This window comes from Pseudogracilibacillus sp. SO30301A (assembly GCF_037072025.1).
GTDB lineage: Bacteria > Bacillota > Bacilli > Bacillales > Amphibacillaceae > Pseudogracilibacillus.
Genome location: NZ_JAXHDD010000001.1, coordinates 300,398 through 317,178, shown reverse-complemented (window position 1 = coordinate 317,178; position 16,781 = coordinate 300,398). Strand labels below are relative to the sequence as shown.

The window sequence follows — 16,781 nt, the reverse complement described above, 5'->3', positions numbered from 1 at the left end:
GCATTAATTGTGAGTATCATATTGTTCATTTTTTTAACTCCATCACATGTAAGGCTTACATGAATTTATGAATTAAAAATAAGAGGAGTTGCTTTTTTATGAGTATGACACAAGAAGATAATCAATTGAAAAATTTAACAGTAAAAGAGTTAATGATTCCATCTGAAAAGGTTGCCCATGTTCAATTAAATAATCCACTAGAACATGCTTTACTTGTATTAGTAAAGTCTGGTTACTTCGCAGTACCTGTTTTAGATGTTTCCTATAAACTGGCTGGCTCAATCAGTAAAACTGTTATTTTAGATCAAATTTTAGGAATCGATCGTTTTGAAGTTGAAAAGTTATCTGAACTTAAAGTACATGAGGTAATGAAAGACGATTTAATCAGTATTCAAAAAAATGCCAGCTTCATAGATGGATTAAAAGCGGTAATAGATGCTCCGTTTGTTTGTGTAGTTGATGAAGAAGGATACTTTGATGGAATTTTAACGAGAAGAGCCATCTTAAAAGAAATAAAAAAAGACTATTACAGGCGTTAAAAACCGGATGGCTGATTAAGGTGAAAAATTGGATAATCAGATTAATAAAAATTTAAAACGTCCCTTTATATTAATTTCTGTCATGTTAGGAATGTTTTTATCAGCAATAGAAGCAACGATCGTAGCGACAGCGATGCCAAGTATCGTAGCAGATTTACGTAACTTTTCTTTGTATAGTTGGGTATTCTCCAGTTATTTATTAACATCAAGTGCTACAGTTTTACTTTTTGGGAAACTTGCAGATATATTTGGAAGGCGCCCAATTTATGTGATTGGTATATGTGTTTTTTTAACCGGCTCAACACTCGCCGGTTTTAGTACTTCCATGCCGATGTTGATTTTTTGCCGTTTTATACAAGGTGTTGGGGCAGGTGCATTAATGCCGATAGCGACTACAATTGTAGGGGATATATACACGAAAAAAGAACGTGCAAAAATACAAGGGTATTTATCTGCAGTTTGGGGAGTTTCAGCGATACTTGGCCCTTTAATAGGTGCTTTTTTTGTTGACTTTTTAAACTGGCGCTATGTATTCTGGATGAATATTCCACTAGGTTTGTTATCCATGATAGGGATTGTTTTATTTTTAAAAGAAAACATAAATAAAAAGAAACATTCAATTGATTATATTGGATCCATATTAATGATCATTGGAATTAGCTCACTAATGTACATATTGGTTGAGGGAGGAATATCGATCAGCTGGATGTCACTTCAAATGTTCGTTCTCCTCGTTGTGACAGCGGGCAGCCTTATTTTATTTATTATGTATGAAAAACGAATTTCGGATCCGATTATGCCTTCTTCTATCTGGTCATATCGTATCATTAAATTGGCTAATATGGCCTCATTATTAACCGGCATGATAATGATTAGTGTCTCTAGTTACTTACCGACATTTATTCAGGGGGTTATGGGAAAATCCGCTATTATTGCAGGCTTTGCACTTACGGTAATGTCAATAGGTTGGCCGATTGCATCAACGATAGCTGGTCGTTTATTATTAATAATAGGATATCGAAACACCTCTTTAATAGGTGGGACATCACTCATAGTTGGAACAATATTTTTTATTTTATTGCCTGCTGTTCAACATTATGTATGGGCTGGAATAGGATCCTTTTTAATAGGTGTAGGTATGGGAATGACGAGTACAGCATTTATTGTAACGATACAATCTACTGTTAATTGGGAAATTCGTGGGATTGCAACCGCAATGAATATGTTCATGCGTTCCATTGGCAGTGCACTTGGAGTAGCATTGCTTGGCGGAATATTAAACAATCAAATTAATCGAAAAATAGAAGAGGCAGGCCTTGATTCAACGATTACGATAGACGAAGTAGATAAATTATTGGATAAATCAGAGCTGAGCCGGTTATCTAATGAGGTGGTTCAAGTACTACAAGAAGGCCTTTTATCTGGGTTACAATTTGTCTATATTGGAATTGGCGTTATCTCTATATTAACTTGTTTATTGATATTTTTAATTCCTAGAAAAGAAGATGATGGACAAACTAACGGTTAATAGTCTTACATTGTAATGGAGGAGTAAGTCATGAAGCGAGAGTTTGCTGTAATTGGTTTAGGTAGATTTGGTGGTAGCATATGTGAAGAATTAAGTGTTGAGGGAATGAAAGTCCTCGCAATAGATATAAATGAGCATAAAATAAATGAATATAAAAATATTGCATCTCATGCAGTTATCGCTGATTCAACAGATGAACAAGCATTAAAAGAGATCGGAATAAAAAACATTGATCATGTAATTGTAGCCATAGGGGATAATATACAAGCAAGTATTTTAACAACTGTCATTTTAGCGGACTTAGGGATTAATAAGATTACAGTTAAGGCCCAAAATGATTACCATGAAAAAATATTAAATAAAATAGGTGCACATCAAGTGGTTCATCCAGAAAGAGATATGGGGAGAAGATTGGCACATAGTTTAATCTCTAGTAATATTTTAGATTATTTAGAACTGTCGGAAGATTATAGTATGGTAGAAGTAATGGCTGGAAGAAAAATGATCGGCAAAACGTTAAAGGAAATGGATATTCGTGCTAAATATGGCTGTAACGTTGTAGCGATCAGACGTGGAAAACAAATGAATGTTTCTCCAAGTGCTGATTATACCGTTCAAGAAGATGACATATTAATCGTTATTGGAGCAGATAAAGATATAACGAAATTTGAAAGACAACTTATTATGGATGAATAAAGCGGAATAATATTTGTGAACTACATCATGCTTATATCGTCAAAACAGTTAAAAAATAAATTAATATTAAGGATTTCACCAAGAAATTTGTTGCTTATTTGCATCGCAGTTGAAGGAAACTGTGGCGTAACGATTTATTACCGTTGGGGAAAAGTGACTCTGCCTCCGTTTCGGAATGTGAGTCGATGAACAACATGCAGAGTCCAGATCTAAGATGTCGAGTCGATCCGCAAGACGTCGAGTCTTTTTCCAACATGTCGAGTCGATCTGCAAGATGGGTAGTTTCGATCTTAATCGTGCCCGTTTTGGGTAGGGGTCATGGAAAACGGTCATGTTTCGGTATGAATCGTGCCCGTTTTGGGTAGGGGTCATGGAAAACGGTCATGTTTCGGTATGAATCGTGCCCGTTTTGGGTAGGGATCATGGAAAACGGTCATGTTTCGGTATGAATCGTGCCCGTTTTGGGTAAGAGTCGTGGAAAACGGTCATGTTTCGGTATGAATCGTGCCCGTTTTGGGTAGGGATCATGGAAAACGGTCATGTTTCGGTATGAATCGTGCCCGTTTTGGGTAGGGGTCGTGGGAAACGGTCATGTTTTGTTAATAATCGTGCCCGTTTTGGGTAAGAGTCATGGGAAACGGTCATGTTTCGATCTTAATCGTGCCCGTTTTGGGTAGGGGTCATGGGAAACGGTCATGTTTCGGTATGAATCGTGCCCGTTTTGGGTAAGAGTTATAAAAAACAGGCATGTTCCGATATTAATTGTAACCGTTTTGGGTGGGGGTCATGGAAAACGGCGAGTCTTTTTCCAAGATGTCGAGTCGATCCGTATCGATTTATTAATAAGCAGAGCCAAACGTCACAGTTTATGGAAGTTGTGTCAGTAGGTCTTTTGTGGCGGGAAGGATGAAAGCGAGGTTTTATATAAAAGAAAACAGGTGAGGAAAATAAACACTTTCCTTACCTGTTTTTGTTGTTTTACACTTCCATAATAATTGGTAAAATCATCGGTCTACGTTTTGTTTTTTCATAAAGAAGTGGTGCAATTGTATCGATGATTTCATTTTTTATTTCAGACCATTTGCTTGTTTTTCGACGCATGATTTTATTTAAATGATCTGATACCAGTTTTTGTGCTTCGTTTATCAAGTCTTCTGATTCCCGCATATAGACAAAACCTCGAGAAATTATGTCTGGTCCTGCGGCTATTTCAAATTCTTTCATATTAATACTTACTACAACAATAACCAAACCTTCTTCAGATAGGATTCGGCGATCACGAAGAACGATGTTTCCAATATCACCAATTCCGCTACCATCAACATAAACAGAACCTGATGGAATTTTCCCAGCGATATTTGCGTTATCTTTATTTAGTGCTAACACGTCTCCGTTATCTAAAATAAACGTATTTTTTTCATCTACTCCACAAGCGATAGCAAGCTTTGAGTGTTCTTTGAGCATGCGGTATTCACCGTGAATTGGCATGAAAAACTTCGGTTTCATTAGACGGATCATTAATTTTTGTTCATCTTGACTGCCATGTCCTGAAGTATGAATATTACTTAATGGACCGTGAATTACTTCTGCACCGGCTCGCATCAATTGGTTAATGATTCTGCTTACACTCACATTATTTCCAGGGATTGGTGAGGAAGAAAAGACGACAGTATCTCCAGGTGTAATTGAAATTTGTCTATGTGTACCATTTGCAATTCGAGAAAGTGCTGCCATTGGTTCTCCTTGTGAACCGGTACAAAGGATAGCAATTTCATTCGAAGGAAAACGATTTATTTGATTTGTCTCAATAAAAGTATCTTTTGGTGCAACAATATAGCCTAATTCACGACCAATCTCAATTGCAGATTCCATGCTGCGACCAAAAACGGCGACTTTTCTATTGTGCTTTACAGCAGCGTCTACAACTTGTTGCAAACGGTATATGTTTGAAGCAAAAGTCGCAAAAATGAGACGTTCATCAATTCTACTAAAAATATCGTTTATATTTTCTTGTACTACTTGTTCTGACATCGTAAATCCAGGGACTTCACTGTTTGTACTATCTGAAAGTAAACATAGTACACCTTCTTCACCAATTTGTGCCATTTTAGATAAATTAGCGGGTTCTCCAACAGGAGTAAAGTCGAATTTAAAGTCACCTGTTTGAACAATATTTCCAGATGGTGTTTTTACAACGACACCAAAAGAATCGGGAATACTGTGTGTAACGTGAAAGAAACTAACGGAAGTTTTACGGAATTTTATTATATCTTCTTCTTGAATTGTATTTAATTTGGCATTTCTGAGTAATCCATGTTCTTCTAACTTATTTCTTATAAGTCCGATCGCAAGTTTTCCAGCATAGATTGGTACATTTATTTCACGCAACAAATAGGGGATGCCACCGATGTGATCTTCATGCCCATGCGTGATGATTAGTCCTTTAATCTTGTCTTGATTTTGCACTAAGTACGTATAATCAGGAATAACATAATCAATGCCAAGTAGTTCATCTTCTGGGAACTTGATGCCGGCATCAATTATAATAATCTCGTCCTGGAATTGTACACAATACGTATTTTTTCCGATTTCACCTAGTCCGCCGAGTGCAAAAACGGCAGTTTGGTCATTCTTTACAAATTTCATTTAGACACTCTCAATTTCAAAAACTTCGGATTTTTTTTCATATTGTAAATGTGTTTCATCTAATTCTTGGATAAACTCGATATTAATATTGCGATTGGATAATTTTTGACGTACTTCACGCTCTGATTTTGCTTCTACGTAAAGGCTTTTTGTGCGTTCACGTACAGGCGCAGTATCAGGGTGTTCTTGATATAAAACCTTAAAAATCATTCTATCTCTCCTATAACGTTAATTCGATCTAATTTTTCCGTAAAATTACTTCAATTTAAAAAGTTTCGCTTCATGTTTATTTCTCACGATGTCCTTGAATAGTAGTATTATTATCAGTTGTCGGTACACGTCCTTGTTTCAAAAACTCTTTCCATTTTCTCTTTAGCTTTTCTTTTAGGCGTTTCAACATCACCTACACATCTCCCTTCATAAGAAGAAAAGCAAGATAAAATTTAGGCCGATCCAATCCCTGTTAATCTTATTATAATATGATTTCATTTTTATTGGAATAAATATCAATTATTTTTAGCAAATATTTATTTGTGTTTTTTTCTTTTCTTATTTTTTCACGAAAGGAATCATAATATACGTAAAAAGAGTAGAATGAAATGATGAACCCGAAAAAGAGTTAAGTTGGTATTATATTATACTAATCAATTTCAACGGCATTATCTGGGATATAAAAAGGATTTCTTTTATTTATATAGTCATAGAACATAATTCCATTCAAATGATCTATTTCATGTTGAATGACAATTGCAGGATAACCTTTAAATCTTAATTTTAATTGTTTTCCTTCCTTATCAAAGGCACGCACTGTTACTCGTGCATGACGTACGACATACCCCTCAATTGCTTCATCTACCGATAAGCAACCTTCCCCTCCATTTAAATATGCTTTTTCAACGGAGTGGCTAATAACTTTTGGATTAACAAGCTGATAACTGTATAGTTTTTCTTTGTAAGTAAAATGAATGACGATTAATTGTTTGTTAACACCAATTTGAGGTGCAGCAAGACCTACTCCAGAACGTAATTTATATTTTTCGGCAATTTCATCGTTTTGACTATTTTTTATAAACTCCATCATTTTATTTAATGTTTTAATATCTTCTTCACTTGGTGGTAATTTTACTTCTTCTGATTTTTTTCGAAGCGCTGGATGCCCATCTCTAACAATATCTTTCATTAACAGCATACTTAATACTCCTATTCCATACGAATAATGTTTATTTTAAAAATAATACTTTAATCTGCGCAATTGCAGTTTGTTAAGAAAAAATGAATAAAAAACATAGTTTGCTTCTATTTTAACATAATTAGGCCTTTACATTCATACAATTGCTACTGTAAATATATTTCTTTAGTGTATGATATAACTATTGCATAATGTTATTTTTAGATAGAAGGGGGATCTAGAATTGGACAAGCGATTAAAATCAATGTTTATATTTACAATGCTTTTATTTATCAGTGCTTGTGGTGAAGAAGATGTAACTGAAGAAATTAATGCATATTTAGAAGAGACAATTAACATTGAAAAAGAATTTGAAGCTAGTCAAGAAAAAGTTTTTGAATTAGAAAAAGAAGATGAAGAGCTTTATAAAGAAATCATTGGATTGGGCTCTGATGACCATGAAAAGGTTCAAACACTTGCGGATCAAGCGATTGACCTTTTAGATAAACGATTGGAATACTTAGAAATGGAAAAGGCAAGTTTAGAAGATTCGAGGGCAACTTTTGAAAATATAGAACCTTTAATCGAAAAAATTACGGATGAAGAGCAACAAGAATTGACTAGAAAAATGTATGACACGATGATAAATCGCTATGATTCGTATGAAGAAGTGTACAAAAATTATACAGATTCAATTCGATTAACGAAAGAGTTATACACTTTATTTAAAGAAGAAGAATTTAATCAAAATCGAGTATATTCTATTATTGAAAATGTGAATGATAGTTATGAAGATGTTTTAGACGCAAATGAATCATTCAATAAGGAAACAGTTCTTTATAATGAATTAAAGCAAGAGTATTATGATATCTTTCAAAAAAAAGAATAGAAGTGCGTGTTCAAAAGGAGGATAAAAAGATCCAAGAAGTTCGATTCGGCGCAGTTCCCGTCAGCGGAATGTATGCATTTAGATACATGAGTAGCGGAGAAACAAGCATTCGTGCGAAATTCGCAGTGTCATTTTTACCGGACCTTTTGAACATCCTCTAGAAGAAGCAAGGGAGTTAAATTAAAATGTTGATTTAACTCCTTTTTTTATGGGTATATATATAATGTGACAATTGTGTGCTAATACAGAAAAACAATCATTCTATTATACTAGTACAGTTTACTCTTTTTAGTATAACAGATTGTTTTTTAATTAAGATAACTCAATATAAAAATAGAGAAAAAGAATAAAGAACCAATTAAATCAATTAAAAACATTGACCTCTCCATGTGAATGAGCTACACTATAATTACCTTGTAATTGTACTATTATGTTTTGGTGTTTTATTATAACAGATCATTAAAAGGCTTTCATAATAATGCTCAAACAAATGAAAGTTTTACTTTAAATGGTAAAGAAAAAAATATTATATATGTAGGAAAGGAAGAGGTGAGAATATTGAAACATAACTTACAAGAGATAGAAAGTAAATTTGACATGTTTCAAGTACTAGACGAACACGGGGAGATTGTTAACGAAGAATACGTACCAGACCTTTCAGATGATGAATTAAAAGAGTTAATGACAAGAATGGTCTATACGAGAGTGTTGGATCAGCGTTCAATCGCTTTAAACCGTCAAGGAAGACTTGGGTTTTATGCACCTACAGCTGGACAAGAGGCGTCACAAATTGCTAGCCAGTTTGCATTAGAGAAGGAAGACTTTATTTTACCGGGATACCGGGATGTACCACAATTAATATGGCATGGTTTGCCTTTATATCAAGCGTTCTTATTCTCCAAAGGCCATTATCATGGAAATCAAATGCCTGAGGGAGTAAATGCATTAAGCCCACAAATAATTATCGGGGCTCAATATGTGCAAGCTACCGGTGTCGCTTTAGGGATGAAGCTAAGAGGTAAAAAATCCGTTGCAGTTACGTATACTGGCGATGGTGGAACATCACAAGGAGATTTTTACGAAGGAATTAACTTTGCAGGGGCATATCAGGCTCCAGCCATTTTCTTTGTACAAAATAACTTCTTTGCGATTTCGGTTCCTGTAGAATTGCAAACAAATGCAAAAACACTTGCACAAAAAGCTGTTGCTGCAGGTATTGAAGGATACCAAGTAGATGGAATGGATCCGTTAGCAGTATACGCAGCTACAGAGTATGCACGAAAAAAAGCGACTAATGGTGATGGACCAACTTTAATTGAAACGATAACATATCGCTATGGACCACATACAATGGCAGGGGATGATCCTACTAGATATCGTACGAAAGACTTGGATACGGAGTGGGAGAAGAGGGACCCGCTTGTCCGCTTCAGAACGTATTTAGAAAATAAAGGTCTATGGTCCGAAGAGGATGAAAATGGAGTAATTGAACGGGCAAAAGAAGAGATTAGAGAAGCGATAAAGCAGGCGGATGCTTATCCAAAACAAAAAGTGACAGAGTTGATCGAGAATATGTATGAGGAGTTACCATACAATCTTGAAGAACAGTTAAAGGAATATAGAGAAAAGGAGTCGAAGTAAAATGGCACAAATGACAATGATTCAAGCAATAACAGATGCAATGCGTAATGAACTTAAAAAAGATGAGAATGTGCTTATTTTCGGCGAAGACGTAGGAAAAAATGGTGGTGTATTCCGAGCGACAGAAGGTCTGCAAAAAGAATTTGGTAAAGACCGTGTATTTGATACGCCATTAGCCGAATCAGCAATTGGTGGACTTTCAATTGGACTAGCATTAGAAGGATATCGACCTGTTCCAGAGATCCAGTTTTTTGGATTTTTATATGAAGTAATGGACTCCATTAATGGACAAATGGCTCGTATGCGGTATCGTACAGGAAATACCTTTTCCTCTCCAATCACAGTTCGTTCTCCATTTGGTGGTGGAGTTCAAACACCTGAACTACATGCGGATTCATTAGAAGGTCTAGTTGCACAGCAACCTGGATTAAAGGTAGTAATACCGTCCACTCCTTATGATGCAAAAGGATTATTGATTTCTGCAATCCGTGATAATGATCCAGTTATTTTCTTAGAGCATATGAAGTTATATCGTTCGTTTAGAGAAGAAGTACCTGAGGAAGAATATACTATTGAGATTGGTAAAGCAAATGTAAAACGAGAAGGAAAAGATGTCACATTAATAGCCTATGGTGCTATGGTTCACGCTTGCCTTAAAGCAGCAACAGAACTAGAGGAAAAAGGAATTAATGCTGAGGTAATCGATTTACGTACTGTTTCCCCAATTGATATTCCAACAATTATTGCGTCAGTTGAAAAAACGAACCGTGCAGTCGTTGTTCAGGAAGCACAACGTCAAGCAGGAGTAGCGGCTAATATTGTTGCTGAAATTCAGGAGCGTGCTATTTTACATTTAGAAGCTCCTGTTTTACGAGTCACAGCCCCAGACACTGTTTATTCTTTTGCGGCTGCGGAAGAAATTTGGTTACCAGACCATAAAGATATTATGGAAAAAGTTGAGGCAGTAATGAACTTTTAATCGAGATAGGAGGTTAAATCGGATGGCATATGAATTTAAATTACCAGATATTGGCGAGGGTATTCATGAAGGTGAAATTTTAAAATGGTTTGTAAAAGAAGGGGACGAAATAAAGGAAGATGACCCTTTATGTGAAGTTCAAAACGATAAAGCGGTAGTTGAAATACCGTCTCCAGTTGAGGGGACAGTTTTAAAAATAAAAGTTGCAGAAGGTGAAGTCGCAGTTGTCGGCGATCCACTGATCAGCATCGAAGCAGAAGGCTATGAGTCAGAAGATCAAGATTCCACTGAAGAGCAGCAAACGGTAGAAAATCAAGAAGTAAAACAAGAAAAGGCTGATAGCGTCGAGCTAGAACAAGAAGTAGCAAAATCAGAAGAAACGGTTTCTAATAAGCGCGTAATTGCGATGCCGTCTGTTCGAAAATATGCTCGTGAAAATAATGTAATCATTCAGGAAGTAACAGGAAGTGGCAAGAACGGTCGGATCCTTAGAGAAGATATTGATAAATATTTAGCCGGCGACATGGATGTTGATTCAAAAGAAGTAGCCGATGAAATAAGCACAGAAACACGTGCAGAAACTTCAAAACCAGTTGCAACACGACAAGGTGACTATTATGAAACTCGGGAAAAAATGAGTGGAATAAGAAAAGCAATTGCCAAAGCAATGGTAAATTCAAAAACGAAAGCTCCTCATGTTACATTAATGGATGAAGTGGATGTAACAGAATTAGTAGCACATCGCAATCGATTTAAAGAGGTGGCGGCTGAACAAGATATTAAGCTGACATTTTTACCGTATGTAGTGAAAGCACTAATATCTGCGTCGAAAAAATATCCAATCTTAAATGCAGCTGTTGATGATGAAACGGAAGAGATTGTTTATAAACATTATTATAATATTGGAATTGCCGCTGACACAGATAGGGGTTTACTTGTGCCTGTTGTAAAAGATGCGGATAGAAAATCTTTATTTGAAATCTCTAAAGAAATAAATGAGTTGGCAGAGAAGGCTCGGAGTGGTAAACTAACAGCTGAGGAGATGAAAGGTGCTTCCAATACGATTACAAATATTGGATCAGCAGGTGGTCAGTGGTTTACGCCAGTTTTAAATTATCCAGAAGCGGTCATTTTAGGAATCGGTCGAATTGCTGAAAAACCTGTTGTGCGTAATGGTGAAGTGGTTGTAGCACCGGTGCTTGCATTATCTCTCAGTTTTGACCATCGGATTGTCGATGGTGCTACTGGACAGCTTGCACTAAATCAAATCAAAAGACTTTTAAATGATCCACAATTAATCATGATGGAGGCGTGAGGAATGGTAGTAGGAGATTTTCCAATTGAAGTAGATACGCTAGTAGTTGGAGCAGGACCTGGAGGGTATGTTGCTGCAATTCGAGCTGCTCAACTTGGCCAAAAAGTAACAATTGTAGATAAAGCTGATTTAGGTGGTACATGTTTAAATGTTGGATGTATCCCTTCAAAAGCACTAATTCAGGCTGGACATCTAACAGAGGTTGCAAAAGGAAGCGAAGACATCGGAATCAAAACTGAAAATGTTTCTGTTGACTTTTCTAAAGTTCAAGAATGGAAAGGAAACATCGTAAATCGTTTAACATCTGGGGTTGAAGCATTATTAAAAGGAAATAAAGTCGATATCGTAAAAGGTGAAGTATATTTTGTTGACAACAATCACGTTAAAGTAATGGATGAAAAGCAGTCACAAACGTATACATTTAATAACTGTATTATTGCAACTGGTTCTACACCAATTGAAATCCCAAGTTTTCCATTTTCAGATCGAGTACTTGACTCGACCGGTGGTTTAAATTTAACAGAAATCCCAGAAAGTTTAGTTGTCATTGGTGGGGGATATATTGGAACTGAATTAGGTTCTGCCTACGCTAATTTCGGTACTAAAGTAACGATTATTGAAGGTGAAAAAGAGATCCTAGGTGGATTTGAGAAACAAATGACAGCAGTTGTTAAAAAACGTCTTAAGAAAAAAGATGTTGAAATTGTAACAAGTGCGATGGCAAAAGGTGTTGAAGAATCTGACAGCGGTGTAAAAGTTACATATGAAGCTGACGGAAAAGAAAAGACAGTTGAAGCGGATTATGTACTTGTTACAGTTGGTCGCAAACCGAACACAAAAGAAATTGGACTAGAGCAAGTAGGCATTGAAGTTGATGATCGTGGACTTATTAAGATAGATAAACAATGTCGTACTAATGTAGATAATATTTATGCAATTGGAGATATTGTTGCAGGTCTACCACTTGCACATAAAGCATCTTATGAAGGAAAAGTTGCTGCCGAGGCAATAAGTGGTAAAAAATCTGAAATTGACTATATCAGCATGCCAGCAGTAGTTTTCTCAGATCCTGAAATGGCATCAGTAGGATATACGGAACAAGAAGCAAAAGATGAGGGAATTAAAATAAAAGCATCTAAATTCCCATTTGCGGCTAATGGTCGTGCGTTATCATTAAATGATAGTGATGGTTTCTTAAAATTAATTACTCGTGAAGAAGATGGTCTTGTAATCGGTGGACAAATAGTAGGGGCTAATGCATCGGATATGATCGCTGAAATTGGTTTAGCAATTGAGGCTGGAATGACTGCTGAAGACATTGCGCTAACAGTTCATGCACACCCTACATTAGGTGAAATTACGATGGAAGCAGCTGAAGTTGCATTAGGAACACCGATTCATATGCTATAAAAAATATAAGAGTTGCTTTTTTTATAGGGCAGCTCTTTTTATTTTGTTCAAGAACTTATACTTGATAATATTTCATCTATATTTATCGTTATTCAACATCTCTTTATCAGTTCCATACGTCACTGAAAAATTGTTTCATTATTATTACATAAAAGTTACGATTCGATTAAATAACATAATTATATAATGTGTTATACTAATTAAGGCTTGATTTCCCGAATATGTCATACTATAATATAATTAACTTCAACATCTAAATTAAATATTTAAGAGGAGTTGGCTACTTTGGGGATCATTATTTGTCAACAATGTCAGGAAGTTATTAATTATTATGAAGAAGAAAAAGTGACGAAATTATATAGTACATGTCCAAATTGTAATAATAAAAAGAAAAAATCTAAATAAAATTATTCATGAAAAAGAGTTATACGAATTAACGTATAGCTCTTTTTGTATATAGAATGAATTGTTAGCCAAATTGATTTGATTATTATACGATAAAGATTAAATTAATCATTTTGGAGGAGTACATAATATGAATTGGGAGACGAGTTTTACGCAAGTTTTTAATGTGAAATATCCAATTGTTCAAGGTGGTTTGGCTCATTTAGCCTATGCAGATCTTGCGGCAGCTGTTTCAAATGCTGGTGGACTTGGTCAAATTACGGCAATGAGTTTACCAGATCCCGATGAGCTAAGGAAAGAAATCAAGCGTGTTCGAACGATGACGGATCAACCCTTTGGAGTAAACTTTGCTATAGGGGGAGGAAGACGACCTTATAAAGAAATGGTTCAAGTTGCAGTGGAAGAAAAAGTTCCAGCTATTTCTGTAACTGGTGGAAATCCAAAAGGTGTACTCGATTTAGTAAGCGATAACAACATTAAAACGTTAGTGCTTGTAGCGGCAAGAAGGCAAGCAGAAAAAGCGGAAGAACTAGGGGCGGATGCAGTCATGGTTGTCGGACAGGAAGGTGGAGGCCATATCGGTCGAAGTGACACAGGGACACTAGTATTAACGCCTCAAGTTGTAGATCATGTATCGATCCCCGTATTAGCTTCTGGTGGGATCGTTGACGGAAGAGGTCTCATGGCTGCATTCGCTCTTGGTGCAGATGGAATTGAAATGGGAACAAGATTTATTGCAACAAAAGAGTGTGTCCATGCGCATGAAGCGTATAAACAAGAAATCTTGGATGCGGATGAAGAGGCAACAGTTGTTATTAAGCGAACACTTGGTGCTCCTGCTCGAGCTTTAAAAGGAAGCTGGCCAGATAAAATATTGGAATTAGAGAGGCAGCAAGTTGGTTATTACGGATTAAAAGATTATATTAGTGGTAAAGCAAATAAACGTTATATCCATGACGGAGTAAAGGAGGAAGGTTTTGGTTGGGCAGGGCAAGGTGCTGCGAGAATAAATGATATACTTACTGTTGAAGAACTCATTCAATCGATTATAAATGAGGCAGAGACAATCCGTAAAAAATGGGGAATGTAAAGCAACGCTCAAGTAGTATTGTTTTTTTTATAAAATGAGTTTGGGATAAAACTAAAAACAAGTAATTTTAAAACGAACTACACCAGTCTGGCGTAGGGAATAAACGTAGACTCGACTCGGCTAAAGACGGGCAGTCCTGGAATCGTACTAACATTTGTACCATACCCAATGTATTTTTCAAGTTTATAACTCCTTCTTTATGGGAATGAATATTATAAGAAGAAAGGGAATAAAATTAATAAAAATACGATATATAGCTATTTGAAGTACACACAAAATGTAAAAAACATCATATAGATAATACTATCTACAAAGGATGTGAGTGTTATGAAGTATGTAATCGAGCAGGTTAGAAGAAAAGAGAACCGTCAAATGATGTCTGTAGTTCGTATGGAGATTGATTATGAACTTGTAACACTGTTTGATGCCATACAAGCGAAGAACCAAGAAGAGATAAAGAAATCAAAAGTGAAGTTAGGAAACTTAGTAAAAAAAATGAAGACTTTATTGAATAATAAATAAAAGAACCTCCTTCTAGCGAAAACAATGATTATTACTTTAAAATTTGTTATAATAGTCTGTAATTACTATTAAAAGCTCTAACATACTAAATCAGTGTGACACTGAGCTTGCGGAATCGTACATTAACAGCATAATGATTAAAGAAAAGATACAAACCTGTTAATGTCGATAAACGGAGGCCTAATGCATGGATGTTATTACACGAGAAATTTTGTTTAATCGAGTTAGATCTTGGATGCTTGAAGCTGGTTCTTTTATTCGACACAAAATTAATGATCCACTTATTATTAATACAAAATCCAATCCCAAAGATTTAGTTACGGAAATGGATCGTAAAGTGGAATTTTTTTTTGCTAGTAAAATAAAACGACACTATCCGGAACATTTATTATTAAGTGAAGAAGGATATGGTGATAAGTTAGCGGATACTTCTGGTACAGTTTGGATAATCGATCCAATTGATGGTACGATGAATTTTATACATCAAAAGCAGAACTTTGCAATTTCTATCGGAATTTATGAACAAGGTGTTGGAGAAATCGGTTTTATTTATGATGTGATGCGAAATAATTTGTTTAGTGCGATGCGAAACAATGGGGCATACAAGAATGATGAGCGACTACCCCATTTAGATAATAACAAATCAATCCATGATTCCATTATCTGTCTAAATCATTATTGGTTAACTGAAAATCAGTTAGTTGATGAAAAAGTGATGCAGCAATTAATTAAAGATGTCCGTGGGACAAGAACATATGGATCAGCAGCTTTGGAATTTGCTTATGTTGCTGAAGGAGCTGCAGAAGCTTACATAACAATGGGGTTAGAACCATGGGATTATGCTGCAGGTAAATTAATTGTACAAGAGGTTGGTGGTGTGACTACGAATATTATGGGGGATGAGGTAGGGATGTTAGATAGAACCTCTATTGTAACTTGTAACCCAAGTATTCAAAAAACTCTCATCAGTTATTTAATGAAAGCAAAAAAGTGACCTAATAGTCACTTTTTCTTTTTTTGTATATGCCGAATCCCATGAAACCAAATCCAAGCAGTACAAATAGAATGATTAAAAGATAATTCTGATAGGCCATTGCAACTCCAACTAAACAAAACATTAGTACCACTAGCATGGCAAGTAATAGCATTGGAAAATTAATTTTTTTCAATTTTTAACACCTCTTGATTAGTAACAAATCCAACTATAGTTTGAATTTAGAAAAAGTCCGCTCAAACTAAACTCAATGACAAGTATATAATATTTTATCTAAAAACTAAACATAATTGATGGTATGTAAGCTAAAGATTTAGTATAGTAAGTAGTTGACAATGATAATTTTAGCGGGGGAAAACATGGGCTCAGTTATTTTTAATTTTTACGTCGATAATTTTGGTACGAATAATATTATTTGGTTTTTCTATATTTTAAATCTTATTCTAAGTGTAATTGCTTATAAATTAGGCTTTGCACGAGAATTACCTTTATTAAAATCAGCAATTGTTTATACTTTACTTGCAATTGGAGTTATTATTATTACATTTTTTAGTTTAGTAAAATTTCCGATGACTGAAACGCTTATTATAATATCGGTTGTACTTGGAATTTATCGGTATAGATTACATAAAGAGCGCAAAGCGAGACAATAAAAACATCTTACATATTTTGTAAGATGTTTTTTGAATTATTTTTTTCCATTTTTCTTTTTTGAATTGTACAGATTAAATTTCCCTGTTCCATGGCGTTTTTTTGTTTTGTGAGCAATTCTTTCATTGCAAGTGTTGCATAAATAGGAATGAGCTTTCCGATTGATTAAGCGTTTTGCGAGCAATGAATTGTCTTCAATACTTTCAATTTTATCGCATATTGCGCATTGCACATGCACCATATTCACCCTCTAAATTATTATATAAATCCACTATAACATAATGTTTATAAAAAATGGGATAGGGTAT

General features: G+C 35.3%; 18 protein-coding genes. 13 read left to right on the top strand and 5 right to left on the bottom strand.

Annotated features, from left to right (window positions below; translation table 11 throughout):
• Positions 1-98 precede the first annotated feature (98 nt).
• From cbpB to SPD89_RS01540, 3 genes are read left to right on the top strand one after another with little or no spacing between them, the layout of a single operon-like run.
• Positions 99-539, top strand: a complete 441-nt coding sequence (gene cbpB / locus SPD89_RS01550; RefSeq protein WP_336260184.1) for a cyclic-di-AMP-binding protein CbpB — start codon at positions 99-101, stop codon at positions 537-539.
• A gap of 28 nt (positions 540-567) precedes the next feature.
• Positions 568-2,067, top strand: coding sequence for an MDR family MFS transporter (locus SPD89_RS01545; RefSeq protein WP_336260183.1), 1,500 nt, complete (start codon positions 568-570; stop codon positions 2,065-2,067).
• 30 nt (positions 2,068-2,097) lie between these two features.
• Positions 2,098-2,763: a potassium channel family protein gene (locus SPD89_RS01540; RefSeq protein ID WP_336260182.1), complete on the top strand. Its 666-nt coding sequence runs from the start codon at positions 2,098-2,100 to the stop codon at positions 2,761-2,763.
• A gap of 978 nt (positions 2,764-3,741) precedes the next feature.
• Here the strand turns inward: SPD89_RS01540 and rnjA are convergent.
• The 3 genes from rnjA to def form a co-directional block, all read right to left on the bottom strand.
• Positions 3,742-5,409: a ribonuclease J1 gene (gene rnjA, locus SPD89_RS01535; RefSeq protein ID WP_336260181.1), complete on the bottom strand. Its 1,668-nt coding sequence runs from the start codon at positions 5,407-5,409 to the stop codon at positions 3,742-3,744.
• Entirely contained in the window at positions 5,410-5,619 is a 210-nt protein-coding gene (locus SPD89_RS01530) for a DNA-dependent RNA polymerase subunit epsilon (protein ID WP_336260180.1), read from the bottom strand.
• A gap of 430 nt (positions 5,620-6,049) precedes the next feature.
• Complete coding sequence (def, locus tag SPD89_RS01525; protein ID WP_336260179.1) at positions 6,050-6,598, bottom strand: peptide deformylase; 549 nt, start codon at positions 6,596-6,598, stop codon at positions 6,050-6,052.
• Between the two features lie 223 nt (positions 6,599-6,821).
• On the opposite strand from def, the gene SPD89_RS01520 reads away from it, so the two are divergent.
• The 9 genes from SPD89_RS01520 to SPD89_RS01480 all read left to right on the top strand — a co-directional run bounded on the left by SPD89_RS01520 (position 6,822) and on the right by SPD89_RS01480 (position 15,822).
• Positions 6,822-7,466, top strand: a complete 645-nt coding sequence (locus SPD89_RS01520; protein ID WP_336260178.1) for a YkyA family protein — start codon at positions 6,822-6,824, stop codon at positions 7,464-7,466.
• A 597-nt stretch (positions 7,467-8,063) separates the two neighbouring features.
• Complete coding sequence (gene pdhA, locus SPD89_RS01515) at positions 8,064-9,107, top strand: pyruvate dehydrogenase (acetyl-transferring) E1 component subunit alpha (protein ID WP_336260231.1); 1,044 nt, start codon at positions 8,064-8,066, stop codon at positions 9,105-9,107.
• 1 nt (position 9,108) lies between these two features.
• Positions 9,109-10,086 (top strand): alpha-ketoacid dehydrogenase subunit beta, encoded by a 978-nt coding sequence (locus SPD89_RS01510; protein ID WP_336260177.1) that lies wholly within the window; start codon positions 9,109-9,111, stop codon positions 10,084-10,086.
• 22 nt (positions 10,087-10,108) lie between these two features.
• Positions 10,109-11,401 carry a dihydrolipoamide acetyltransferase family protein gene (locus SPD89_RS01505; RefSeq protein ID WP_336260176.1) on the top strand — a complete coding sequence of 431 codons (1,293 nt, stop codon included), beginning with the start codon at positions 10,109-10,111 and terminating at the stop codon, positions 11,399-11,401.
• Between the two features lie 3 nt (positions 11,402-11,404).
• Positions 11,405-12,811 (top strand): dihydrolipoyl dehydrogenase, encoded by a 1,407-nt coding sequence (gene lpdA / locus SPD89_RS01500; protein WP_336260175.1) that lies wholly within the window; start codon positions 11,405-11,407, stop codon positions 12,809-12,811.
• A gap of 276 nt (positions 12,812-13,087) precedes the next feature.
• Positions 13,088-13,216, top strand: a complete 129-nt coding sequence (locus SPD89_RS01495) for a GapA-binding peptide SR1P (protein ID WP_442961018.1) — start codon at positions 13,088-13,090, stop codon at positions 13,214-13,216.
• 130 nt (positions 13,217-13,346) lie between these two features.
• Positions 13,347-14,306, top strand: coding sequence for an NAD(P)H-dependent flavin oxidoreductase (locus SPD89_RS01490; protein ID WP_336260173.1), 960 nt, complete (start codon positions 13,347-13,349; stop codon positions 14,304-14,306).
• Positions 14,307-14,633: 327 nt separating this feature from the next.
• Entirely contained in the window at positions 14,634-14,828 is a 195-nt protein-coding gene (locus SPD89_RS01485) for a hypothetical protein (protein WP_336260172.1), read from the top strand.
• A 187-nt stretch (positions 14,829-15,015) separates the two neighbouring features.
• Positions 15,016-15,822 (top strand): inositol monophosphatase family protein, encoded by an 807-nt coding sequence (locus SPD89_RS01480; RefSeq protein WP_336260171.1) that lies wholly within the window; start codon positions 15,016-15,018, stop codon positions 15,820-15,822.
• A 1-nt stretch (position 15,823) separates the two neighbouring features.
• Here SPD89_RS01480 and SPD89_RS01475 read toward each other — a convergent pair whose 3' ends face one another.
• A complete protein-coding gene (locus SPD89_RS01475; protein WP_336260170.1) occupies positions 15,824-15,997 on the bottom strand; it encodes a DUF5325 family protein in 174 nt (57 codons plus the stop codon).
• 184 nt (positions 15,998-16,181) lie between these two features.
• Between SPD89_RS01475 and SPD89_RS01470 the strand changes: the two genes are divergently transcribed.
• On the top strand, positions 16,182-16,475 hold the full coding sequence (locus tag SPD89_RS01470; RefSeq protein ID WP_336260169.1) for a YlaH-like family protein: 294 nt from the start codon (positions 16,182-16,184) through the stop codon (positions 16,473-16,475).
• Between the two features lie 35 nt (positions 16,476-16,510).
• Here the strand turns inward: SPD89_RS01470 and SPD89_RS01465 are convergent, their stop codons facing one another.
• Positions 16,511-16,714: a YlaI family protein gene (locus SPD89_RS01465; RefSeq protein WP_336260168.1), complete on the bottom strand. Its 204-nt coding sequence runs from the start codon at positions 16,712-16,714 to the stop codon at positions 16,511-16,513.
• Positions 16,715-16,781: the final 67 nt, after the last annotated feature.